Source organism: Luteimonas padinae (assembly GCF_014652935.1).
Classification (GTDB): Bacteria; Pseudomonadota; Gammaproteobacteria; order Xanthomonadales; family Xanthomonadaceae; genus Luteimonas; species Luteimonas padinae.
In genome coordinates this window covers 47179-69589 of sequence record NZ_BMZT01000006.1, presented here as the reverse complement: position 1 = coordinate 69589, position 22411 = coordinate 47179, and the positions used below count along the sequence as shown (strand labels likewise).

The following is a 22411-nucleotide window of genomic DNA, read 5'->3' as shown; positions in this document are numbered from 1 at the left end:
GGCTACCTGGTCCCGGGCGCGTCCGCGTCGTCTTCGATGATCTCCAGCCGGCGCCGGTTGCCGTCGCCGATCCGCAGGTCGGGCCAGCTGCGTGGCATGGGCTCGACGCGTCCGGCCAGCAGGTCCTGGCGCAGCGCGCGGCGCCAGGCCTGTTCCGACCTGCCTTCGGGCCAGAGTTCGAACCATGCGGCGGGCGCCCAGGTGCCGTCCTTGCCGCGCGCATGGATCACGCAGTAGGCGCCGGGCCCGTTGCCGAGCGTGCACAGCATCGGATCGGGCGCGCCGTCGCCGTCGAGCTCGGGCATCAGCAGGATGCAGTCGTCGGAGGCCGCGGCGCAGTTGCGTTCGCCCATGCCCGCGGCCAGCGCGTTCCACCAGTCATCCCCGGGTGCGACGGCGCCCTCGGCCAGGCGCACCTGTGCGCGCAGCGAGGCCGCGTCGCGCTCGGGCGCGTCCGCGGGCGCGTCGGCCCGCCAGTCGCCCCAGCGGTTCTGGCGGGCGAGCAGGCGCTCGAGTTCCGCCAGCCGTTCCGGATCCGTCGCCCAGGCCGGATGCGCGCGCAGCGCCAGCGTCGCCTCCCAACCGCGCCGGCCGCTGTCGAAACGCAGCCACTCGAGGTCGAAGTCGTCCGGTGCGGTGCGCCCGTCGGCAAGGCGCTGCAGCTGGCTGGACACGCTGATCCGGTGCGGATCCAGCAGCGGCGTGTTGGCCAGCACCGCCAGCGCCACCACCGCCAGCGACATCACGCGGTTCACCGGCCGGATCGCCGACAGCCAGCCGTCGCGGCCGCGCAGCACCGCCCAGGCATAGCCGAAGGCGTAGCCGGCGACGACCAGCGCGAGCAGCACGGCCCAGACCCGGTCGGCGGTCCAGCCGTGCTGGTCGATGCGCAGCCAAAGCGCGTACAGCGCGAGCAGCGCATACACCGGCAGCAGCGCCAGGCCGGCGTCGACCAGGCGGCGCAGCCAGGCGGGGTAGGGCCGGGCACCTTCGCCGTCCTGCAGCACCGAGTTGGTGAAGGCCACCAGCAGCGCGACCACGGTCACCAGGGTCGCGGCCGCCGAGCGCACCTCCCACAGCGGCTCCAGGCCGGTGAAGGGCAGGCTGGCCACGAACAGCGCGGCGATGAAGGCCAGCAGCGGCAGCAGCCCGGTGAAAATCGCGAACAGCACCTGGCGCGCGACCATCACCGCGCGGTGCTGGGTCCGGCCGATCAGCACGCCCAGGCCCGCCATCGCGCCGGTGGCGAGATGCACGAAGGCATCCTCGCGGAACAGCTCGCGGAAGAACTCGACCTTCACCAGCGCGAACAGCGCGCCCCACAGGTAGAGCACCAGCCAGCAGATGCCGGTGAACAGCGCCGCGAGGGCGAGCGTCAGCGTGTTCTGCCAGGCGTGTTCGAACAGGCAGGCATAGGGCGCGCGCCAGCGGCCATGCGCCAGGCGGCACTGCAGCCAGGGCAGGGCCACGAACAGGCCGATGGCGAGCGAGGCGCCGAAGGGCCCGAGCACGCTGTCCGCCTGCACGGCCGGGCCGCCGGTGGCGTTCCAGGCCGCCCAGGCCGCCAGCCCGCCAACGACCAGCGCCGTGCCCGCTGCGTGCTGCCAGAAGCGCGCATCGCGCAGGCGCACCACGCCCAGCGCCATCATCGTTGGCACCGCCAGCACCAGGCTGTACCAGCAGACCCGTCCGCCGAGCGCCGCGAACGGCCACCAGCCCGCCGCGTGCCCCTTCTGCGCCAGGTACATCAGCCCGCCCTGGAGCACGGCGAGCAGCACGATGAAGGCACGTTCGTTGCGCGGGAGTTCGGTGGCTGTCGACATGGCGGGTTCGCGGCGTTGGCGTGGCGGCCATGGTAGCCGCGGCCGGGCGCGATGCCGCGGCACTGGCTAGAATGGCGCCATGTCCGCCCAGCCCACACCGCTCGCCAACCAGCTGCTGGTCGCGCTTCCGTCGCTGGCCGACCCGAACTTCGAGCGCACCGTGTCGCTGCTGTGCCAGCACGACGCCGGCGGCGCCATGGGCGTGGTGGTCAACCGCCGCTCCGACTACACCCTGGGCGAGATCTTCGCGCAGATGGGCATCGCCTGCGACGACGCCGCGCTGTGCGCCACCCCGGTGCTCGCCGGCGGCCCGGTGCATCCCGAGCGCGGCTTCGTGATCCACGACGGTGCGCGCGACTGGGAGTCGAGCCTCAGCGTCGCCGAGGACCTGCGCGTGACCACCTCGCGCGACGTGCTCGAGGCGATGGCCCGCGGAGAAGGGCCGGCCCGGGTCGTGGTGGCCCTGGGCTGCGCCGGCTGGAGCGCCGGCCAGCTCGAGGCCGAGCTGGGCGAGAACAGCTGGCTGACGGTGCCGTCCGACGGCGAGATCCTGTTCGCGCTGCCGCTGGAGTCGCGCTGGCAGGCCGCCGCCGGCCGCATCGGCGTCGACATGGCGCACATGCCGGGCTACGCCGGGCACGCCTGATGGCCACGATCCGCGCCGACGGCACCGTGCTCGGCTTCGACGTCGGCGCACGCCGCATCGGCGTGGCCGTGGGCAGCGCCTTCGGGCACGGTGCGCGCGCGCTGGCCGTGGTCGATGTGCACGCCGACCACGTCGACTGGGCTGCGGTGGAGCGCCTGCTGAAGGAATGGCGTCCGGACGGCTGCGTGGTCGGCGACCCGATGACCCTCGACGGCGGCGACCAGCCGATCCGCGAGCGCGCCCGCGCCTTCGCGCGCGAACTCGTGCGCCGCTTCCGGCTGCCGGTGGTGATGGTCGACGAGCGCTCCAGCTCGGTCGAGGCCGCGCAGCGCTTCGCCGTCGACCGAGCCGAGGGCCGCCGCCGCCGCCGCGACGCCGCCGCGCTGGACGCCGTGGCCGCGGCGATCATCGTCGAACGCTGGCTGGCATCCCCCGCCGACGCCGTCGCCATCGACCCCGATCCACCTTCGCACGACGCTTCCGCATGAGCCTGCAGACCACCGAAGACGGCCGCTTGCGCCACCTGCTCACCCTCGAGGGCCTGCCGCGCGCGACCCTGGTGGCGCTGCTCGACCGCGCCCAGGCCTTCATCGACGGCGAGGGCGCCGCCGACCCGCGCACCGCGCTGGCCGGGGTCGCGGCCTGCACCCTGTTCTTCGAGCCGTCCACGCGCACGCGGCTGTCATTCCAGCGCGCCGCCCAGCGGCTGGGCGCGGACGTGCTGGCCTTCGACGCCTCGACCTCGTCGACCAGCAAGGGCGAGACCGCGCTCGACACCTTCCGCAACATCGAGGCCATGGGCGTGCGCGGATTCATCGTGCGCCACCGCGAGGACGGCGCCGCGGCGATGCTGGCCGCCTCCGCGCAGCCCGGGACCGCCGTGGTCAATGCCGGCGACGGCCGCAGCGCGCACCCGACCCAGGGCCTGCTCGACGTGCTGAGCCTGCGCCAGGCCAAGGGCGCGGACTTCGGCGCGCTGAAGGTCGCGGTGGTCGGTGACATCCGCCACTCGCGCGTGGCGCGCTCGGAACTGCACGCGCTGCGCGCGCTGGGCATCGGCGAGATCCGCGCCTGCGGCCCGGCCAGCCTGCTGCCCGACGACGCCACCCTGGCCGGCTGCAGCGTCGGGGGCGACCTGGATGCCGCGCTCGACGGGGTCGACGCGGTGTTCATGCTGCGCCTGCAGCGCGAGCGCATGGAGGAGGGCCTGGTGCCTTCGCTCGAGGCCTACCACCGCGATTACGGCCTCACCGCCGCGCGCCTGCGCCGCGCCGCGCCGGACGCGGTGATACTGCACCCGGGGCCGATGAACCGCGGCGTGGAGATCAGCGACGAGGTCGCCGACGGCCCGCAGTCGCTGGTGCTGAGGCAGGTGGCCAACGGCGTGGCCGTGCGCATGGCGGTGCTCGAAGCCCTGCTGGCGTGATCCGCGATCCCGCGCCCCTCCCCGTTTCCCGCGTCCTGATTTTCCGTGGGAGCAGCTACAGCTGCGACCCCGGCATGCGGCGGCCCGTGATCGCAGCCGGGGTCCGTGGCCGGTCGCAGCTGTAGCTGCTCCTACAGAAGCACGGGGAACGCAGGAGGCGCAGGAACCAGGAACGAGGCGTGGCCCGGCGCTCAGCGCAGCAGGATGACGGTCGCCAGGCCGAGGAAGCTGAAGAAGCCGACCACGTCGGTCACTGCGGTCACCACCACGCCGCCGGCCACCGCCGGGTCGACGTCGGCGCGCTTCATCGCCAGCGGCACCAGCACGCCGGCAAGCGCCGCGCAGGAGAAGTTGATCACCAGCGCCGCGGTGATGACTACGCCGAGCAGCCAGTCCTGGAACCACGCGAACGCCACCAGGCCGACGAAGCCACCGATCAGCAGCCCGTTGATCAGCGCCACCCGCACTTCCTTCCACAGCAGCACGCCGGCGTTGCTCGCGCCCACCTGGCCCAGCGCCAGGCCGCGCACCATCAGGGTCAGCACCTGCATGCCGGCATTGCCGCCGATGCCGGCGACGATCGGCATCAGCACCGCAAGCGCGACGATCTTCTCGATCGTGGCCTCGAAGCGCCCGATCACCGCCGCCGCCAGGAACGCGGTGGCCAGGTTCACGCCCAGCCACACGATGCGGCCGCGCACCGCGCGCTTCACCGGCGAGAACAGGTCCTCGTCCTCGTCCAGGCCGGCGGCGCCCAGCGCCTGGTGCTCGGCCTGCTCGCGGATGATGTCAACGACGTCGTCGATGGTGATGCGGCCCAGCAGCACGTTGCCCTCGTCGACCACGGGCGCGGACACCCAGTCATGGTCGGAGAACTGCCGGGCCACGGATTCGGCCGACTCGGCGGCGTGGATCGCGGTCAGCTCGTCGTCGATCAGCTTGTTGATCGGCACCCCGGGCTCGCTGGTCACCAGCTTCTGCAGTGCCACCCAGCCCAGCAGCTGGTGGCGGCGGTTGACCACGTACAGGTGGTCGGTGTTCTCGGGCAGTTCGCCCCTGAGGCGCAGGAAGCGCAGCACCACGTCCACCGTGGTGTCGGCGCGCACCGTCACCACGTCGGGGTTCATCAGGCGGCCGGCGGTGTCCTCCTCGTAGGACAGCGCCTGCTCCAGGCGCTCGCGGTTCTCGCGGTCCATCGACTGCAGGATCTGCCCGGTGACGGCCTCGGGCAGGTCCTCGACCAGGTCGGCGAGGTCGTCGATGTCGAGGTCCTCGACCGCCGCGACCAGCTCGTCGGGATCCATGTCCGCGATCAGGCTTTCGCGCACCTCGTCGCCGACGTGGACCAGCACCTCGCCGTCGTCCTCGGCGTCGACCAGGCCCCAGACCACCATGCGGCGGTCGGGCGGCAGCGATTCCAGCAGGTTGCCGATCTCGGCCGGCGCGAGCGTGTTGATCAGCCGGCGGACGGGCCCGAGGCGGCCGCTGTCGAGCGCATCGGAGAGCAGGCGCAGCTGGCGCGCGGTCTTGTCGTGGCGGACGGCTTCGGCCATGGAATGCTTCCGAGGAGCGCGTCGCGCGACATCAGCGCGACAGGGTCAGGCGTTCATGCGCGGATTATCGCCCGCGCCGACGCTGCTGCACACCCCGCGCACGGCGATCAGGCCGCCGCCACCGCCGCGAGCCAGCGTTCGATGCCGGCCTGGTCGCGCGCGCGCAGCAGCGCCGGTGCGGCCGTGCGCAATGCAGCAAGCTCCTGCGCGCGGATCGCACGGCGCACTTCGAGCAGGTTGCCGGGATGCAGGCTGAACTCCTCCAGCCCCAGCGCCAGCAGCAGCGGCGTGAACAGCGCATCGCCGGCCATTTCCCCGCAGACCGCGGCGGGCCGGCCGTGCGTGCGTGCCGTCGTGATCACCTGGTGCAGCAGCTGCAGCACGGCCGGGTGCAGCGGGCTGTGCAGATCGGCCAGGGCGTCGTTGCCGCGGTCGGCGGCGAGCAGGTACTGCACCAGGTCGTTGGTGCCGATGGAGACGAAGTCGACCAGGTCGATGATCGCAGGCAATGCGATCGCCGCGGCCGGGACCTCGATCATCGCGCCCAGCGGGATGCCGTCGGCGACCGCGTGGCCTTCGCGGCGCAGGCGGGTGGCGACGGTGCGCACCAGGCGCCGCGCCGCCAGCAGTTCCTCGCGGCGCGCCACCATCGGCAGCAGGATGCGGATCGGCCCGTAGCCCGAGGCCCGCAGGATCGCGCGCAGCTGGCTGGTGAACACCTCGCGCCGGCGCAGCGCCAGGCGCACGCCGCGCACGCCCAGCGCTGGATTGGGTTCGTATGGCAGGGCCAGGCCGCTGCCGTCGGCCTTGTCGGCGCCGATGTCGAGGGTGCGGATGGTGGCGATGCGCCCGGTCATGCCGAGCACGAGGTCGCGATAGGCGACGAACTGTTCCTCCTCGGACGGCAGTTCGTCGCGCTGCAGGAACAGGAACTCGGTGCGGTACAGGCCCACGCCCGCCGCACCCAGCGCGTGCGCCTCGGCGACGTCCTCGCGGGTCTCGGCGTTGGCATAGAGCCGGATGTCGACGCCGTCGACGGTGCGCGACGGCTCGCGGCGCAGCCGGTGCAGCTGGCGGCGCTCGCGCTTGCCCTCGCGCACGCGCTCGCGGTGGGCGCGCAGGTCGTCGGCGTCCGGATCGACGATCACCAGCCCGGTGGCGCCGTCGATCATCAGCACGTCGCCGTCGTTGACCTGCGTCAGCGCCTGCGGCGAGCCCACCACCAGCGGCAGGTGCAGGCTGCGCGCCAGGATCGCGGTGTGCGAGAGCATGCTGCCGCCCGCGGTGACGATGCCGAGCACGCCGCGCGTGTGCAGGCGCGCGATCTCGGACGGCGCCAGGCTGTCGGCCACCAGGATCTCGCCGGCGACGCCGGTGACCTGCGCGTCGTGCCGGTGCAGCGCCGAGTGGATGCGGCCGATGACGTGGTCGATGTCCTCCACGCGGCTGCGAAAGTAGGGGTCGTCCATGCTTTCGAACACCGCGGCCAGGCGGTCGCGCTGCACGCGCAGCGCGAAGTCGGCGCCGTGCAGCTCGTTGGCGATCAGACCATCCAGGCCCTGCAGCAGCTCCGGATCGTCGAGCAGCAGCGCGTGCAGGTCGAGGAACTCGCCGACCTCGTGCGCCAGCGCGCCGTGCAGGCGCGAACGCAGGTCGCGCAGCTCGGCCCGCACCGTGTCGATGGCCTCGTGCAGGCGCGCGACCTCGGCCGCGGCCTGGTGTGGCGCGATGCGCTCCTCGGCGACTTCCAGCGCATGCGGCTGGCGCACGCGCGCTCGGCCCAGGGCGTTGCCCCGCGATGCGCCGTGGCCGGGGTACAGCCGGCGCATCAGCTGTCCTCGTCGAATCGCCGCTCGAACAGGGCGCAGACGGCGTCGGCGGCGGCGGCCTCGTCGCCGCCTTCGACCCGCAGGGTCACCGCGGTGCCGTGCCCGGCCGCGAGCAGCATCACCCCCATGATGCTCTTGGCGTTGATCTCGCGGCCCTTGGCGGTCAGGGTCGCGTTGACGTCATAGCCCGACAGCAGCTGCACCAGCTTCGCGGTGGCGCGCGCGTGCAGGCCGAGCCGGTTGGACACGAGCAGTTCGCGTTCGATCATGGCCGGCCCACCTCATGCGTCATCGTGCAGCACTCCGTTCCGCGCGCCGGCCGCCGCCACCGCGGGCAGCGCGTCGAGCGGAAGCTCGGGATAGTTCAGGACCCGCAGCAGCATCGGCAGGCTGAGCGCGGACACGCGCCGGACCGGCGTGCCCAGCTGCGCCAGTCGCGCGGCGAGGTTGGCCGGCGTGGCCCCGTAGAGGTCGGTCAGCACCAGCACGCCGTCGCCGCCATCGGCACGGCGCAGCGCGGCGCTGGCGGCGGGCAGGGCCGCGCCGGGGTCGGCGTCGTAGGACATCTCGAACACTTCCACCTTCAACGGCAGCGTGCCCAGCAGCCGGCCGGCCACCGCGGCGAGCGCAGTGCCGATTCCGAGATGCGTGACGAGCAGGATTCCGACGGCCATCGGCACAAACTAGCAGAGCGGCATGACGGTCCGGAAGCGCCGCGTGCGCGTTGCGGCCGGCGTCGGCGGATTCAGTCGAGTTCGCGGTGGTGCGTGGCGACTTCGCTCCAGCCGCGGCTGCGGGCGTGTTCCGCGGCGGCCTCGGCCAGGTAGACCGAGCGGTGGCGGCCGCCGGTGCAGCCGAAGGCTACGGTCACGTAGCTGCGCGTGGACGAGTCCATGCGCGGCAGCCAGGCGTCGAGGAAGGCGTTGACCTGGCCCAGGAACGCGGCGACGTCGGCCTGTTCCGGCGCCTCGAAGTACTCGCGCACCGGCCCGTCGCGGCCCGACAGCGGGCGCAGGCGCGGATCCCAGTGCGGATTGGGCAGGGCGCGGGCGTCGAACACGAAGTCCGCGTCCGGCGGCAGCCCGCGGCGGTAGGCGAAGGACTCGAACAGCAGCGACAGCGACGAGTCCATCGCCAGCCCGAGCTCGGTCAGCACGCGATGGCGCAGCTGGTGGACGTTGAGGTCGCTGGTGTCGATGGTGACGTCGGCCAGCTGCCGCAGCGGGCGCAGCACCTGGCGTTCCAGCGCGATGGCGTCCGAGAGCGCCAGGCCCAGGCGCGTCAGCGGGTGCCGGCGCCGGGTGTCGGCATAGCGCTTGAGCAGGACGTTGTCGGCGGTGTCGAAGAACACCAGCTTCGGGTCGAAGCCCAGCGCGCCCACCGCCGACAGCCACTCGGGCAGGTTCGCGAGGTCGCCGCGGCTGCGCACGTCGATCCCGACGGCGAGCTTCTGCGACGCGCGTTCGGGATGGGTGGCGCTGCGCACGAATTCGGGCAGCAGCTCCGCCGGCAGGTTGTCGACGCAGTAGAAGTCGAGGTCTTCGAAGGTGTTGAGCGCGACGGTCTTGCCGCTGCCCGACATGCCGCTGACGATGACCAGCGCGTTGCCGGTGCCGCCGTTGCCGGTCGTGTTCATGGCGTGCCCCGTTCGAGGAAGTGCGAGTGGCGGGCGAGGAAGGCGGCGGCCGGATCGACGCCCTTGGCGCGCAGCATGTGCACGCGGGTCGCGGCTTCGGTCAGCACCGCGAGGTTGCGGCCGGGCATCACCGGCAGGGTGATCATCGGCACGTCCAGATCGAGTACGCGGCGCGAGCCGAGGTCGCCGGTGAGCCGCACCATGCCGCTGGCATCGCGCGACTCGCGGCTGTCCTCGGGGCGCGCCAGGTGCACGATCAGGCGCAGGTACTTGTTCCGTTTCACCGCGGTGTCGCCGAACATCTCGCGGATGTTGAGCACGCCCAGGCCGCGCAGCTCGAGCAGGTCCTGCAGCAGCTCCGGGCAGGTGCCGTCGAGCACGTCGGGCGCGATCTGCGCGAACTCGGGGGCATCGTCGGCGACCAGGCGGTGGCCGCGGGTGACCAGCTCCAGCGCGAGCTCGCTCTTGCCGGTGCCGGATTCGCCGGTGATCAGCACGCCGATGGAGTAGATCTCCATGAACACCCCGTGCAGCGTGGTCCGCCGCGCCAGCGCGCCGGCGAGGTGGTACTGCAACACGTTGTAGAGCTCGTGGCCGCGGCGTGGCGACGACCACAGGGCGATGCCGGATTCCTCCGCCATCTCGATCAGGTCCTCGGGGCAGGGCTGGCCCTTGCTGACCACAAGCGCCAGCGGCCCGAACTGCAGGATCTTCTCCAGCGTCTCCCAGCGCTGCCGCGGCTCCAGGCCGTCCAGCCAGGCGAGTTCCTCGGTGCCGAGGATCTGCACCTTGTTGGGATAGATGATGTTGAGGTAGCCGGCCAGCGAGGGGCGGCGGGCGACGGTGTCGACGGCTTCGAGCTGGCGCGAGGCGCCCGCCTGTCCGGCGATCCAGCGCAGCCCGAGGCGTCCGCGCAGCTGCTCGAAGAGCTCCCGGGCGGTGATCGCCGCGTTCATGCGCTGCGTGCCCCCGGCAGGTCGAGGCGCAGCAGCAGCGCGCGCAGCGCGGCGATGTCGCGCGCGGCACGGACCGCGTCGCGAAATCCCGCATCGGCGAACTGGCCGGCGAGCTCGGACAGGGTGTCGAGGTGCTGTTGCGCCTGTCCTTGGGGCACGACCATCGCGAACACCAGGTCGACGGGACAGCCGTCATGGGCGCGGAAATCGACCGGCGCGGCCAGCCTCAAAAAAGCCGCGACCGGCGCGCTGCAGGCAGCGCTGTGGCAGTGCGGGATGGCGACGCCGCGGCCGATGGCGGTGCTGCCGATCGCCTCGCGCGCGCGCAGGCCGTCGCCGATGGCCTGGGTCCAGTCCGGGGAGCCGCCGCTGAGCAGGCGGGCGGCCGCGTCCAGCACCTGGTCACGACCGCCCGGCTCCACGACCTGCACGATGCGACCGGCCGTGAGCAGGTCGGTGTACGGCATGTGGCTCCCCCTTCTGGTGCGTCAGCCGAACTCGCCGTCGCGCACGGGGTTCCCGCCGCGGCGATGCTGGTCGATCATCTTCTTCTTCTCCTTCACCAGCATGCGGTCGAGCTTGTCGGCGAGGAGGTCGATGGCCGCGTACATGTCGACCGCGCGGGCGTCGGCGTGCAGGGTCTTGCCGGCGACGCTGACCGTCGCCTCGGCGACGTGGTCGGGCTTGTCGACGCTGAGCTGGGTGCGCAGCTGCAGCGGTGGATCGTAGAGGCGTGACAGGCGGCCCAGCTTGGTCTCGACGTAGTCGCGCAGCGCGGGCGTGACGTCCATCTGCTGGCCGTGGGTCTCGATGAGCATCGCAACCTCCTTTCTCGTGGGGTCCACAGCATCGCGCATGGCGATGCGGGGGATGTCATGGACAGGTTAACCCAGCCCCCGGAGGGCGGGAAGCGTCCAGCCGGCAGTCAGGCGATGCGCACGCGCTCGTGCGAGGACGGGATGTTCAGGGCCTCGCGGTACTTGGCCACGGTGCGCCGCGCGACCGGCACGCCGCCCTCCTTGAGGCGCTCGGCCAGGCGCGCGTCGGACAGCGGCTTGCGTGGATCCTCGGCCTCCACCATCCGCCGGATCATGTCCTGGATGGCGGTGCTCGACGCTTCGCCACCACCGCCGGTGTCGATGCCCGATGCGAAGAACGCGCGCAGCGGCATGGTGCCGCGCGGGGTGTGCACGTACTTGCGCGCCACCGCGCGCGACACGGTGGATTCATGCATGCCGATCTGTGCGGCGACTTCGCGCAGGGTGAGCGGGCGCAGCGCCTTGGCGCCGAACTCGAGGAAGCCGGACTGCTCGCGCACCAGGCAGTGCACCACCTTGAGCAGGGTCTCGCCGCGGGCCTCGATGTTCTTCAGCAGCCAGCGCGCTTCCTGCAGGCGGCCGCGCAGGTAGCCGGCGTCGGCGCCGGCGGCGTGCTGCAGCATCTGTTCGTAGCCACGGTGGATGGTGAGGCGGGAATGGCGGCCGCCGGCCAGCGACACCTTCCAGATGCCGCCCTGGCGGGTGATGACGCAGTCGGGCACCACGTAGGTGTCCTGCGGCATGCCGCCGATGCGGGCACCCGGGCGCGGATCGAGCCCGCGGATCAGCTGCAGCGCGGCGGCGGCCTCTTCGTGGCTGCAGCCCAGGGCGTCGGCCACGCCCGCCTCGCCCAGCCGCGCCAGGCGTTCGATCAGGGTCGAGACCGCGCGCCGTGCGATGTCGCGGGCCGGTGTTTCCGGCGGCAGCGCGTCGAGCTGCAGCAGCAGGCATTCGCCGAGGTCGCGCGCGCCGACGCCGGTCGGGTCCAGGCCCTGCACCCGGCTCAGCACCAGGCTGATCTCGGCGTCGCTGCATTCCAGCTCGGGCGCCAGCGCCTCGGCGATGGCCGATGGCGGCTCGCGAAGGTAGCCGTCGTCGTCGATGGCGTCGACCAGCGCTTCGCCGATCGCCAGTTCGCGCGGCGAGAGGTGGCTGAGGTTGAGCTGCCAGGACAGGTGGTCGCGCAGCGTCTCGGACTGGGCGATGCGTTCGGACGCGTCGCCGTCGGGATCCTCGCCGCCGCCGCGCCCGCTTTCGGCCCAGGCCGCGTCGCGGTGGTCGTCCCAATGGTCGTCGTGCGCTTCGGAGCGAGCGTCGCTGTGCGCGTCGGGGGCGTCGCCGTCGGCGTCGCGGGTTTCGCCGGGCGTCGACAGCGTCGGCGCGTCGTCCCACTCCAGCAGCGGGTTGCTTTCGACCGCGTCGTTGATCTCGGCCTCGAGCTCCGGCATCGACAGCTGCAGCATGTGCAGGGCCTGGCGCAGCTGCGGCGTCAGGACCAGTTGCTGTCCCAGCGATGTCTGAAGACGAGGCTTCACGACGTTCCCCTGTCGGCGGGGACGCGCCCCCGGCTTACAGTCGGAAGGAGTCCCCGAGGTACACCCGGCGCACGTCCGGGTCGGCCAGCAGCGCGTCCGGAGCCCCCTGCGCGAGCACGCCGCCATCGTTGAGGATATACGCGCGGTCGCAAATGCCCAAGGTCTCGCGGACGTTGTGGTCGGTGATCAGCACGCCGATACCGCGGTTCTTGAGGTGGCGGACGATGCGCTGGATCTCCCCGACCGAGATCGGGTCGACGCCGGCGAAGGGTTCGTCGAGCAGGATCAGGCGCGGGCGCGCGGCCAGCGCGCGGGCGATCTCGACGCGGCGGCGTTCGCCGCCCGACAGGCTGGCCCCGGCCTGGCCGGCGACGTGGGTGATCTGCAGCTCGTCCATCAGCGAGGCGAGTTCGGCTTCGCGGCCCTTGCGGTCCAGGTCGTCGCGCAGCTCCAGCACCAGCATGATGTTGTCGGCGACGCTGAGCTTGCGGAATACCGACGGCTCCTGCGGCAGGTAGCCGACGCCCAGGCGCGCGCGGCGGTACATCGGCTCGCCGGTGATGTCGCGGCCGTCGAGCACGATGCGCCCGGCATCGGCCGGCACCAGCCCGACGATCATGTAGAAACAGGTGGTCTTGCCGGCGCCGTTGGGGCCGAGCAGGCCCACCACCTCGCCGGCGTCGAGCGTGAGCCCGAACTCGCGCACCACCTCGCGCTGGCGGTAGCTCTTGCGGAGACCCTCGGCGACCAGCATCAGTTGCCGCCCTGGTCGGCCTTGGCGCCTTTGGGCAGGATGCGGGTGCGGATCTGGCCGCCGTCCTGGCCACCGCCCTGCACGCGGCCGGTGGCCATGTTGTAGACGATGCGGCCGCCGGCCATGGTGCCGCGGCCGGGCTGGTTGATCTCGGCGTTGCCGGTGAAGACCACGGTCTCGGTCTGCAGGTCGTAGTCGACGTTGGCGGCGCTGGCGTCGATCGTGCCGCCGTCGTCGAGCTGCTGCTTCAGGCGCACCGGCGAACCGGTGAGGATCACGCGTTGGATGTCGCCGCCGCCGCGGCGGACGTCGGCCTTGGCGGCGCGCACGTCCAGCGTGCCCTGCACGATGCGGACGTTGCCGGCGAACACGCAGGGGCCGCCGTCGTCGGCGAGCATGCAGTCCTGGGTGTTGGACGTGAGGTCCATCGGCTGGTTGCGGTCGCTCGACTTCGCCCAGGCGGGCGCGGCCGCCAGGGCCGCGGCCAGGGCGAGGAGCGTGGTGAGGCTAGCGGCGCGTGGGGACATAGCGGGTGTGGACCTTGGAGGTGAGCTGGAAGCGCTTGCCGGCCAGATCGGCTTCCATGCCCGTGCCCTGCATTGTAGTGCCGGGCTGGGTGATGGTCACGGCGGCGTCGGTGCGCGCGCGGCGCTGTTCCGGGAACACCTGGAGGGCGTCGGTCTCCATGCGCATCGCACGGTCGCCGGCGGGGTCGGACACCGCCACCACGTCGCCTTCCAGCCGCATCTCGCTGCTGTCGGCGCTGATCCAGCCGGTGGCGCCACGGAGGTCCCAGTAGTATTCGCCGCCCTCTTCAGGCAGCAGGAACACGGGCTCGCGCAGCGCGAGGGTTTCATCGGCGGGGTCGCGCTGCAGCCAGGGCGCGCGCAGCGTGAAGGCCTCGCGGCCCTCGTCGTCGAGCGACACCAGCTCGAAGTCCTCGAGCACGTAGTCGGAGCGGTCGCTGGCGACCGTCGTCTCTTCCACGCTGGCCCCCTGGCGCCAGGCCGACCAGCCGCTGGCGATCGCCGCCGCGAGCAGCACGAGGATGAGCACGCCGCGCCAGTTCACTGCCGGGCTCCGGCGGCGTCGACGCCCGCGCCGCCGCGCGCGGCCAGCACCAGTTCGCAGAATTCGCGCGCCGCGCCCTCGCCGCCGCGGTGGACGGACTGCCAGTGGACATGCGCCAGGACCGCCGGCTGCGCGTCGGCGGGTGCCGCGGCGAGCCCTGCGGCGGCCAGCACGGCGAGGTCGGTGAGGTCGTCGCCCATGAACGACACTTCGTCCGCGGCGAGGCCCAGGCGCGCGCGCAGGCCTTCGACGCAGGCGAGCTTGTCGCGGATGCCGGTGTGCGCCTCGACCCCGAGGTCGCGGGCACGGATCTCGGCCGCGGGGCTGGTGCGCGCGGTGACGAAGGCCACGGTGATGCCGGCGCGCTTCAGCAGCGACAGGCCCAGGCCGTCGTGGACGTGGAAGGCCTTGGTCTCGGTGCCGTCGGCGGCGATGTACAGGCGGCCGTCGGTCAGGGTGCCGTCGACGTCGAAACAGGCCAGCCGGATGCGCGCGGCGCGCGCGAGCACTTCGGGGGACGGGGCGGGGCGGTCGGTGGGGCGCATGGACGCGGGATCACACCACGCGTGCGCGCAACAGGTCGTGAATGTTGAGGGCGCCGACCACGCGGCCCACCTCGTCCACGACCACGAGGCCGCCGATCTTGTGCGCCTCCATCAGCTGCGCGGCTTCCGCGGCCAGCGCGTCCGCGCCGATGGTGCGCGGGCTGCGCGTCATCACCTCGGCGATGGGCGTCGCGCGCACGTCGATGCCGGCGTCGAGGCTGCGGCGCAGGTCGCCGTCGGTGTACAGGCCGAGCAGACGGCCGTCGCCGTCGACCACCGCGGTCATGCCCAGCATCTTGCGGCTGATCTCGGCCAGGGCCTCGCTGACGGTCGCATCCGCGGGCACGCGGGGCACCGCGTCGCCGGTGTGCATGACGTCGGCGATGTGCAGCAGCAGGCGGCGGCCCAGCGCACCGGCGGGATGCGAGCGGGCGAAGTCGTCGGCGGTGAAGCCGCGCGCCTCCAGCAGGGCCACGGCCAGGGCATCGCCCATGGCCAGCGAGGCGGTGGTGCTGGAAGTCGGCGCCAGGTGCAGCGGGCAGGCTTCGGCGGGCACGCTGACGTCGAGATGCACGGCGGCGGCGGCGGCCAGGGTCGAGCCGGGCCGCCCGGTCATCGAGACCAGGGCGTTGCCCTGGCGCTTGAGCACCGGGAGCAGCTGCAGCACTTCGTCGGATTCGCCGGAATACGACAGCGCCAGCACCACGTCGGCGTCGGTCACCATGCCGAGGTCGCCGTGGCCGGCCTCTCCGGGGTGGACGTAGAAGGCCGGCGTGCCGGTGGAGGCGAGGGTGGCGGCGATCTTGCGCGCCACGTGCCCGGACTTGCCCATGCCGGTGCAGACCACGCGGCCGCGGCAGGCCAGCAGCAGGGCGCAGGCGCGGCCGAAGTCGCCGTCGATGCGGGCTTCCACGGCGGCCAGGCCCTGGCGCTCGATCTCGAAGACCCGCCGGCCGCTGGCCGCGAAGTCGTGCGCGCCGGGGGCGCCGCTGGGGTGCTCGTTGCTTCCGGGCATTTCCGGGCCGGACCCTTTTCCGTTAGGCTAACCGGTTCATCTTACGCGGAATCCTGCCCGTTCCCGCGCCTTTGCGCGACGGCGGGACGGCCGCCTCATCCGCCCTTCATCACCTGGAAGACCGCCTTGGACGCAGACACCATCCGCAAACTCATCGAACAGGGCCTGCCCGGCGCCGTGGTCGAGGTGCAGGGCGACGACGGCGTGCATTTCGAGGCCGTGGTGGTGCATCCGGACTTCGCCGGCAAGCTGCCGCTGGCCCGCCACCGCATGGTGTACGCGACCCTGGGCACGCTGATGGGCAACGAGATCCACGCCCTTGCACTGCGCACCCTGACCCCCGACGAGCACCGGCCCGGCTGATGCAGAAGATCGCGGTGACCGGCGGCGTGGCCTTGGAGGGCGACGTCCGCGTGTCCGGCGCCAAGAACGCCGTCCTTCCCATCCTGTGCGCGACCCTGCTGGCCGACGAGCCGGTGGAGATCGGCAACGTGCCGCACCTGCACGACGTGGTGACCACGGCCAAGGTGCTCGGAGGCCTCGGTGCGGGCGTCACCCACGATGCCGACGGCAGCCACGTCGTGGTCGACCCCCGCGGCGTCGACAGCCACGTCGCGCCCTACGAGCTGGTGCGCACGATGCGTGCCTCGGTGCTGGTGCTGGGGCCGCTGGTGGCCCGCCACGGCGCCGCCGAGGTCGCGCTGCCGGGCGGCTGCGCGATCGGCTCGCGGCCGGTCGACCTGCACATCCGCGCCCTCGAGGCGCTGGGCGCGCGCATCACCGTCGAGCACGGCTTCATCAACGCCCGCGCCGGCCGCCTGCGCGGCGGCCATGTCGCCTTCGACATGGTGAGCGTGGGCGCGACCGAGAACGTGCTGATGGCCGCCACCCTGGCCCAGGGCACCACGGTGATCGACAACGCCGCGCGCGAGCCGGAGATCGTCGACCTTGCGGACTGCCTGCTGGCGATGGGCGCGGACATCGAGGGCGCGGGCACGTCTCGCATCGTGGTGCATGGCGTCGACCGCCTGCACGGCGCGCGCCACGACGTGGTCGCCGACCGCATCGAAGCCGGCACCTTCCTGGTCGCCGGTGCGATCACCGGCGGCCGCGTCACCATCACCCATGCGCGCCCGGACACGATGGACGCGGTGCTCGAGCGCCTGTCCGCCGCCGGCGCCGACATCGGCATCGATGGCGACCGCATCACCGTCGACATGCGCGGCCGCCGCCCGCGCGCGGTGGACATCACCACGGCGCCGCACCCGGCGTTCCCCACCGACATGCAGGCGCAGTTCATGGCCCTGGACTGCATCGCCGAGGGCGTGGCGACGATCGACGAGACGATTTTCGAGAACCGCTTCATGCACGTGAACGAGCTGATGCGGCTGGGTGCGGACATCCACATCGAAGGCCACCGCGCCACCGTCACCGGCGTCGAGCGCCTGAGCGGCGCGCCGGTGATGGCGACCGACCTGCGCGCTTCGGCGTCGCTGGTGCTGGCCGGGCTCGTGGCCGAGGGCGAGACGGTCATCGACCGCATCTACCACCTCGACCGCGGCTACGAGCACATCGAGCGCAAGCTGTCCGGGCTGGGCGCCCGGATCACGCGGATCGACTGACTGCGGTCAGTTGACCGCGGTGAGCGTCAGGTCGATGTGGTCCTTGCCGTCCCGGCGCTGCAGCACGCGCGCCGGCACCGGCAGCCCGTCGACCACCCAGGCGATGATCTCGCGCTTGCCGTCGCGGCGCACCACGCGGGTGGCCTCGTGCGACTTGCCGCCGACCTGCACCTGCTCGGTGCCCTCGACCTGGAAGCGCTGGCGCTTGACGCGGCCGTCCTCCACCAGGCGGTACTCCAGCGGCTTGCCGGCGGCGACGTCGCGCACCAGCACCAGGTTCATCAGCATGCCGTCGAGGTCGCCGGCCTGCAGCTTCACCGGGCCGGCGCGGTCTTCCTTCACGTCCCCGGACCAGCGCGCCTCGCCGCGGTCCCAGTCGTAGTCGGCGGTCACGGTCCTGCGCTTGACCAGCATCGCCGCCAGGCCGCTGGTGCCGCGCTGGCTGTCGGTGCTCTCGAGCGGGCGCCACTGGTCGCCGTCCACTTCGAACACCGTGCTCTGCACGAGCTCCGCGCCCATGCCGCCGATGTCGATGCGGTACTCCCAGCGGCCCTGTCCGGCGCTGGCCAGGCTCATCTTCGCCGTCGCCTGCATGCCCATGTAGTTGGCCTGGTAGTCGGCGTTGAACGGCTTGACCGCGAGCGCGGGCGCCGAGGCGAATGCCATGGCGGCCACGGCGATGGTGGCCGCGGCGCGGCGACGGAACGACTTCATGTTCGACATCTAGTGAGCTCCTTCGTATGCGACCAGGCGCAGGTCGATGGCGTCCTCGCCATTCTCGCGCTGCAGGATCCGGATAGGCGTGGGCACGCCACGCGCTACCCAGAAGATGGTTTCATCATTGCCGCCGTTGGTGCGTGAAACACGCATGGCGTCGTACGAGAGGCCGTCGACCTCGACGTATTCGGTGGTTTCGGCCACTGCGTACTGGTGGTCGCGCACGCGGCCGCCATCGACGAAGCGGTAGCGCAGGCTGCGGCCAGGCGCGGCGTCGCGCACGATGGCGAGGTTGATCAGCAGGCCGCTCTTGTCGCCCTCGCGCAGCGGCACGGGCTGCCTGCGCGCGTCCTTGATGTCGCCGCTCCACTGCGCGATGCCGGTGTTCCAGTCGTACACGCCCTCGACGTGGCGGCCCATGAACAGCGCCTTGCGGCGCGTGTCCTGGCGCAGCGGGCGGTAGTCGCCGCCGGCCTCGTCGAACACGGTGCCCTGGTCGATGTCCAGGCGCACCCAGCGGGCCAGCCCGCGGTTGCCGGTGACGTCGAGGTCCACGCGCCAGAGCCGGCCTTCGCGCGCCAGGCGCATGCTCGCGGTGCCTGCGGGCTTGCCGCCGTTCCAGGCGTCGTAGGTGGCGACGAAGGGCTCGAGCGCGACGGCTGGTGCGGCATCGTCACCGGTCGGCGCGGCAGCGGGATCCGGCGCTGCCGGGGGCGGAAGCGGGGCTTCCGCGGCCAGTGCCGGCAGGATGGCCAGCGCGGCGGCGAGCGTGGTCGACAGGAGGCGGGGGGCGGTCTTCATGCCGCCGGGATCATGCCGGCAGGCGGTTGGATGCCAGCTGAAGCGGGGCCGCCAGCGGCCTGCCGTCGAGCTCCACCACCTCGTCGCGAAGGACGATGCGGGCCGCGCAGAGCAGCTGGAGGGTGGCTACCAGCAGCGGATGCTCGGTGTCGAGCACGCGCGCGGCCAGCGCGTCGGCATCGTCGCCGTCGAGGACCGGCACGCGCGCCTGGGCGATGACCGGGCCGCCATCGAGGTCGGCGGTCACGAAGTGCACGCTGGCACCGTGCTCGGGGACGCCGGCGGCGAGCGCGCGCGCGTGCGTGTCCAGGCCCTTGAAGTCCGGGAGCAGCGACGGGTGGATGTTGATGATGCGCCCGGCCCAGGGCGCCAGCGCCGCGGCGCCGAGCAGGCGCATGTAGCCGGCGCAGACGATGAGGTCCGGCCGCACCGACGCGACCTCCGCGAACAGCGCGGCGTCGAATTCGTCGCGGCCGGCGAAGTCGCCCGGGCGCAGGGCGCGGGCGGGAATGCCGGCCGCGCGTGCGCGCTCGAGCGCGAAGGCCCTGGGCTTGTCGCCGAAGACGCCGGCCACCTGCGCGTGCAGCCGCCCGTCGTCGATGGCATCCAGGATCGCCTGCAGGTTGCTGCCGCGGCCCGAAGCCAGCACGGCCAGGCGCGGCGTCGCGTCGGCCACGGGGCTCAGCCGATGCGCACGCGCGGGGCGTCGCCGCCGGCGGGCGATACCGAGCCGATGGTCCAGTGCGCCAGCGACAGCGCGTCCAGCGCCGCGCCCACCGCGCCCGCGCTTGCCGGGTCGACCGCCAGCACGAAGCCGATGCCGCAGTTGAAGGTGCGCCACATCTCCTCGCGCGCCACGGCGCCTTCGCGCTGCAGCCAGTCGAAGACCGCCGGCATCGTCCAGGACGAGGCGTCGATGTCCAGGCCCAGGCCTTCCGGCACCACGCGGATGATGTTTTCGGTCAGGCCGCCGCCGGTAATGTGCGCCATGGCGTGGATCGACGCGCCTTCGGCGCCGCGCAGCAGCTCCAGCACAGGCTTCACGTACAGCGCGGTGGGCGCCATCAGCGCGTCCTCCAGGCGCACGCCGCCGACGTCGGTGTCGCCGGGGCGGCCGGCGCGGTCGTAGATGCGGCGGATCAGCGAATAGCCGTTGGAGTGCGGGCCACTGGACGCGATGCCGATCAGCACGTCGCCGGCGGCGACGCGGGCGCCGTCGCGCAGCTCCGACTTCTCCACCGCGCCGACGGTGAAGCCGGCGAGGTCGTATTCGCCGGGGCCGTACATGTCCGGCATCTCGGCGGTCTCGCCGCCGATCAGCGCACAGCCGGCCAGCTCGCAGCCCTTCGCGATGCCGCCGACCACCGCCACCGTGGTGTCGATGTCGAGCTTGCCGGTGGCGAAGTAGTCGAGGAAGAACAGGGGCTCGGCGCCCTGCACCAGCACGTCGTTGACGCACATGCCGACCAGGTCGATGCCGATGGTGTCGTGGCGGCCGAGCTGCTGTGCCAGCTTGAGCTTGGTGCCGACGCCGTCCGTGCCCGAGACCAGCACCGGCTCGCGGTACTTGCCCGACAGGTCGAACAGGGCGCCGAAGCCGCCCAGTCCGCCCATCACCTCGGGCCGGAAGGTGCGCTTCACCAGCGGCTTGATGCGCTCGACGACTTCATTGCCCGCGTCGATGTCGACGCCGGCGTCCCGGTAGGTCAGGGGAGTGGGGCTGGTCACGGTGGCTCGCAGGCGCGGGGAAGCCGCCATTTTAGCAGTCCCGGGGGCGCCTTCATGGACGCGACGCGGCCCGTGCGGCACCATTCCCCGCTGACACGGTCCCGGGAACGATGATGCCCAAGGCGTTGCTGCTCACGCTGCTTCTCGCACTCCTGCCCGCCGGCTGGGCCCAGGCCCAGCGGGTCGAGGGTGATCGCGCGGGCGCCAGCGGCCTGTACGAGGCCGAAGTGGCGGTCGGCAGCCAGGCCGAATCCGCGCGCCAGTCCGGCTTCCAGCGCGCGCTGGCCCAGGTGCTGGGCAAGCTCTCCGGCGATGCCGGGGTCGCCCGGCGCCCGGGCGTGGCCCGCGAGCTGCGCCGCGCCGGCGATTTCGTCGAGCACTACGACTACCGCCAGGACGAGGGACGCTCGGCCGCCGGCTCGCCGACCTACACCACGACGCTCGTGGTGCGCTTCCGCAGGGACGACGTGGATGCCATCGCCGGTGCGCTGGGCCTGCCGGTCTGGCCCGAGCCGCGCCCGAAGCCCGTGCTGTGGCTGGCGATCGATGACGATACCGGGCCGCGGCTGGTGGCCGTGGGACAGAACAACGTCGCCCGGCCGGTGCTCGACCGGGCGCAGGAGCGCGGCTTCCGCCTTGGCCTGCCGGGCGGCAGTGCCGCCGAGCGCGCGGCGGTGGGCGCGATCTGGCGCGGCGACTCCGCCGCGGTGGCGCGCCTGTCGGCCCGCTACAGCCCGCCGATGCAGCTGATCGGCAAGCTCTACCGGTCTGGCGGTGGCTGGAAGGCCGACTGGACCTTCGTCGACAACGGCCGCGTGCTCAAGACCTGGTCCGAAGAGGGTGCGCAGGCGCGCCGGGTCATCGCCTCGGGCGCCGACGGCGCCGCCGACGCCCTGGTGCGCCGCTACGCGAAGGCGAGCAGCGTCGGCGAGCCCGCGATCGAGCGCGTGGTGGTCACCGGCATCCACAGTGCGAACGACTACGTGCGCCTGGCGTCGTGGCTGCAGTCGACCTCGGTGGTGCGCGGGCTGCGTCCGCTGCGGGCCACGCCCGACAGCCTCGAGCTCGAGCTCGACCTGCTGACCGGCCTGGCGGGCTTCCGTCGCGTCCTGGACGACTCCGTGCTGGTCGAGTCCGGCGCCAACATCGAGGGCCTGCCGCCCGAGTTCCAGCTGCGCTGAGGCCCGGGATGGAGTGTCCACCGGGGGCGGCGTACCGCCGCGGCGGCGCGTGAGCCGGCAGCTGCCGCTGGCGCTGCGCTACCCGCCGGACCAGCGCTTCGACACCTTCGTCGGCGCCCCGCCGGGCGCCCTGGCGCAGCTGCGGGCGCTGGCCGCAGGCGGTGGCGACTGGCTGTACCTCGAAGGCGCCACAGGCACCGGCAAGACCCACCTCGCGCTGGCGGCCTGTGCCGAGGCCGAAGCGCAGGGGCGCAGCGCCGCCTACCTGCCGCTGGCCGCTGCCGCCGGACGCCTGGGCCAGGCCCTGGAGTCACTGGACGGCATGGGCCTGGTGGCGCTGGACGGCCTCGAGGCGATCGCCGGCGATCGCGGCGACGAAGTGGCCCTGTTCGACTTCCACAACCGCGCGCGCGCGGCCGGCATCGGCGTGCTTTATGCCGCGGTCGCCGCGCCGGCCTTGCTGGCCCTCGGACTGCCGGACCTGCGCTCGCGCCTGGCGCAGTGCGCCCGGGTCACCCTGCTGCCGCTGGACGACGACGGACGGGCGGAGGTGCTGCGGCTGCGCGCGCGCCGGCGCGGCCTGCAGTTCGACGAGGCCGCGATCGCGTGGCTGCTGAAGCGGGCCGGGCGCGACCTGGCCGGGCTCACCGCCCGGCTCGACGCCCTGGACCGGGCCTCGCTGGCGGCGCAGCGCCGGGTGACGGTGCCGTTCCTGCGCGAGGTCCTGGGGCACGCGGCTGGCTGAGGCGGCCCGC

Annotated in this window: 26 protein-coding genes; 7 read left to right on the top strand and 19 right to left on the bottom strand. The window is 72.8% G+C overall.

Features of this window, described 5'->3' with window-relative positions:
- Positions 1-2: 2 nt before the first annotated feature.
- On the bottom strand, positions 3-1823 hold the full coding sequence (locus IE168_RS08255) for a DUF4153 domain-containing protein (protein ID WP_189497091.1): 1821 nt from the start codon (positions 1821-1823) through the stop codon (positions 3-5).
- 79 nt (positions 1824-1902) lie between these two features.
- Between IE168_RS08255 and IE168_RS08250 the strand changes: the two genes are divergently transcribed.
- The 3 genes from IE168_RS08250 to IE168_RS08240 are packed head-to-tail and all read left to right on the top strand — an operon-like array spanning position 1903 to position 3895.
- Positions 1903-2469, top strand: a complete 567-nt coding sequence (locus IE168_RS08250; RefSeq protein ID WP_189497088.1) for a YqgE/AlgH family protein — start codon at positions 1903-1905, stop codon at positions 2467-2469.
- Entirely contained in the window at positions 2469-2957 is a 489-nt protein-coding gene (gene ruvX, locus IE168_RS08245) for a Holliday junction resolvase RuvX (protein WP_189497086.1), read from the top strand. Before IE168_RS08250 ends, ruvX begins: the two co-directional genes overlap by 1 nt.
- A complete protein-coding gene (locus tag IE168_RS08240; protein ID WP_189497084.1) occupies positions 2954-3895 on the top strand; it encodes an aspartate carbamoyltransferase catalytic subunit in 942 nt (313 codons plus the stop codon). The genes ruvX and IE168_RS08240 overlap by 4 nt, the downstream gene beginning before the upstream one ends.
- Before the next feature lie 191 nt (positions 3896-4086).
- Here the strand turns inward: IE168_RS08240 and mgtE are convergent, their stop codons facing one another.
- The 14 genes from mgtE to IE168_RS08170 all read right to left on the bottom strand — a co-directional run bounded on the left by mgtE (position 4087) and on the right by IE168_RS08170 (position 15607).
- Entirely contained in the window at positions 4087-5448 is a 1362-nt protein-coding gene (gene mgtE, locus IE168_RS08235) for a magnesium transporter (protein ID WP_189497082.1), read from the bottom strand.
- Positions 5449-5555: 107 nt separating this feature from the next.
- Entirely contained in the window at positions 5556-7277 is a 1722-nt protein-coding gene (gene ptsP / locus IE168_RS08230) for a phosphoenolpyruvate--protein phosphotransferase (RefSeq protein ID WP_189497080.1), read from the bottom strand.
- Positions 7277-7546, bottom strand: coding sequence for an HPr family phosphocarrier protein (locus IE168_RS08225; protein ID WP_189497078.1), 270 nt, complete (start codon positions 7544-7546; stop codon positions 7277-7279). Before IE168_RS08225 ends, ptsP begins: the two co-directional genes overlap by 1 nt.
- Before the next feature lie 12 nt (positions 7547-7558).
- Positions 7559-7951 carry a PTS sugar transporter subunit IIA gene (locus IE168_RS08220; RefSeq protein WP_189497076.1) on the bottom strand — a complete coding sequence of 131 codons (393 nt, stop codon included), beginning with the start codon at positions 7949-7951 and terminating at the stop codon, positions 7559-7561.
- Between the two features lie 71 nt (positions 7952-8022).
- On the bottom strand, positions 8023-8913 hold the full coding sequence (rapZ, locus tag IE168_RS08215) for an RNase adapter RapZ (RefSeq protein WP_189497074.1): 891 nt from the start codon (positions 8911-8913) through the stop codon (positions 8023-8025).
- Positions 8910-9869, bottom strand: a complete 960-nt coding sequence (hprK, locus tag IE168_RS08210; protein ID WP_189497072.1) for an HPr(Ser) kinase/phosphatase — start codon at positions 9867-9869, stop codon at positions 8910-8912. Before hprK ends, rapZ begins: the two co-directional genes overlap by 4 nt.
- Positions 9866-10336 carry a PTS sugar transporter subunit IIA gene (locus IE168_RS08205; protein ID WP_189497070.1) on the bottom strand — a complete coding sequence of 157 codons (471 nt, stop codon included), beginning with the start codon at positions 10334-10336 and terminating at the stop codon, positions 9866-9868. Before IE168_RS08205 ends, hprK begins: the two co-directional genes overlap by 4 nt.
- A 21-nt stretch (positions 10337-10357) precedes the next feature.
- Positions 10358-10687: a ribosome hibernation-promoting factor, HPF/YfiA family gene (gene hpf, locus IE168_RS08200; protein ID WP_189497067.1), complete on the bottom strand. Its 330-nt coding sequence runs from the start codon at positions 10685-10687 to the stop codon at positions 10358-10360.
- 107 nt (positions 10688-10794) lie between these two features.
- Entirely contained in the window at positions 10795-12222 is a 1428-nt protein-coding gene (locus IE168_RS08195; RefSeq protein WP_189497065.1) for an RNA polymerase factor sigma-54, read from the bottom strand.
- A 34-nt stretch (positions 12223-12256) separates the two neighbouring features.
- Complete coding sequence (gene lptB / locus IE168_RS08190; RefSeq protein WP_189497064.1) at positions 12257-12976, bottom strand: LPS export ABC transporter ATP-binding protein; 720 nt, start codon at positions 12974-12976, stop codon at positions 12257-12259.
- Positions 12976-13503 carry a lipopolysaccharide transport periplasmic protein LptA gene (lptA, locus tag IE168_RS08185; RefSeq protein WP_189497061.1) on the bottom strand — a complete coding sequence of 176 codons (528 nt, stop codon included), beginning with the start codon at positions 13501-13503 and terminating at the stop codon, positions 12976-12978. Before lptA ends, lptB begins: the two co-directional genes overlap by 1 nt.
- On the bottom strand, positions 13484-14047 hold the full coding sequence (lptC, locus tag IE168_RS08180; RefSeq protein WP_189497059.1) for an LPS export ABC transporter periplasmic protein LptC: 564 nt from the start codon (positions 14045-14047) through the stop codon (positions 13484-13486). Before lptC ends, lptA begins: the two co-directional genes overlap by 20 nt.
- Positions 14044-14592, bottom strand: coding sequence for a KdsC family phosphatase (locus tag IE168_RS08175; protein WP_189497058.1), 549 nt, complete (start codon positions 14590-14592; stop codon positions 14044-14046). Before IE168_RS08175 ends, lptC begins: the two co-directional genes overlap by 4 nt.
- A gap of 10 nt (positions 14593-14602) precedes the next feature.
- Positions 14603-15607 carry a KpsF/GutQ family sugar-phosphate isomerase gene (locus tag IE168_RS08170; RefSeq protein WP_189497056.1) on the bottom strand — a complete coding sequence of 335 codons (1005 nt, stop codon included), beginning with the start codon at positions 15605-15607 and terminating at the stop codon, positions 14603-14605.
- Positions 15608-15733: 126 nt separating this feature from the next.
- Here IE168_RS08170 and IE168_RS08165 point away from each other — a divergent pair, with 126 nt between their 5' ends.
- Positions 15734-15970, top strand: a complete 237-nt coding sequence (locus tag IE168_RS08165) for a BolA family protein (protein ID WP_189497054.1) — start codon at positions 15734-15736, stop codon at positions 15968-15970.
- Positions 15970-17229 (top strand): UDP-N-acetylglucosamine 1-carboxyvinyltransferase, encoded by a 1260-nt coding sequence (murA, locus tag IE168_RS08160; protein WP_189497051.1) that lies wholly within the window; start codon positions 15970-15972, stop codon positions 17227-17229. Before IE168_RS08165 ends, murA begins: the two co-directional genes overlap by 1 nt.
- 6 nt (positions 17230-17235) lie before the next feature.
- Here murA and IE168_RS08155 read toward each other — a convergent pair whose 3' ends face one another.
- The 4 genes from IE168_RS08155 to purM are packed head-to-tail and all read right to left on the bottom strand — an operon-like array spanning position 17236 to position 20505.
- Complete coding sequence (locus IE168_RS08155) at positions 17236-17943, bottom strand: DUF3108 domain-containing protein (RefSeq protein WP_189497403.1); 708 nt, start codon at positions 17941-17943, stop codon at positions 17236-17238.
- 9 nt (positions 17944-17952) lie between these two features.
- Complete coding sequence (locus IE168_RS08150) at positions 17953-18747, bottom strand: DUF3108 domain-containing protein (protein ID WP_189497049.1); 795 nt, start codon at positions 18745-18747, stop codon at positions 17953-17955.
- 10 nt (positions 18748-18757) lie between these two features.
- Positions 18758-19423, bottom strand: a complete 666-nt coding sequence (gene purN / locus IE168_RS08145) for a phosphoribosylglycinamide formyltransferase (protein WP_189497047.1) — start codon at positions 19421-19423, stop codon at positions 18758-18760.
- A 5-nt stretch (positions 19424-19428) separates the two neighbouring features.
- On the bottom strand, positions 19429-20505 hold the full coding sequence (gene purM / locus IE168_RS08140) for a phosphoribosylformylglycinamidine cyclo-ligase (RefSeq protein WP_229823260.1): 1077 nt from the start codon (positions 20503-20505) through the stop codon (positions 19429-19431).
- 83 nt (positions 20506-20588) lie between these two features.
- Between purM and IE168_RS08135 the strand changes: the two genes are divergently transcribed.
- Together IE168_RS08135 and hda are read left to right on the top strand one after the other, a co-directional pair.
- Positions 20589-21656: a DUF2066 domain-containing protein gene (locus IE168_RS08135; protein WP_189497043.1), complete on the top strand. Its 1068-nt coding sequence runs from the start codon at positions 20589-20591 to the stop codon at positions 21654-21656.
- 49 nt (positions 21657-21705) lie between these two features.
- Positions 21706-22401 carry a DnaA regulatory inactivator Hda gene (hda, locus tag IE168_RS08130; RefSeq protein ID WP_189497041.1) on the top strand — a complete coding sequence of 232 codons (696 nt, stop codon included), beginning with the start codon at positions 21706-21708 and terminating at the stop codon, positions 22399-22401.
- The last annotated feature ends 10 nt before the right edge of the window (positions 22402-22411 follow it).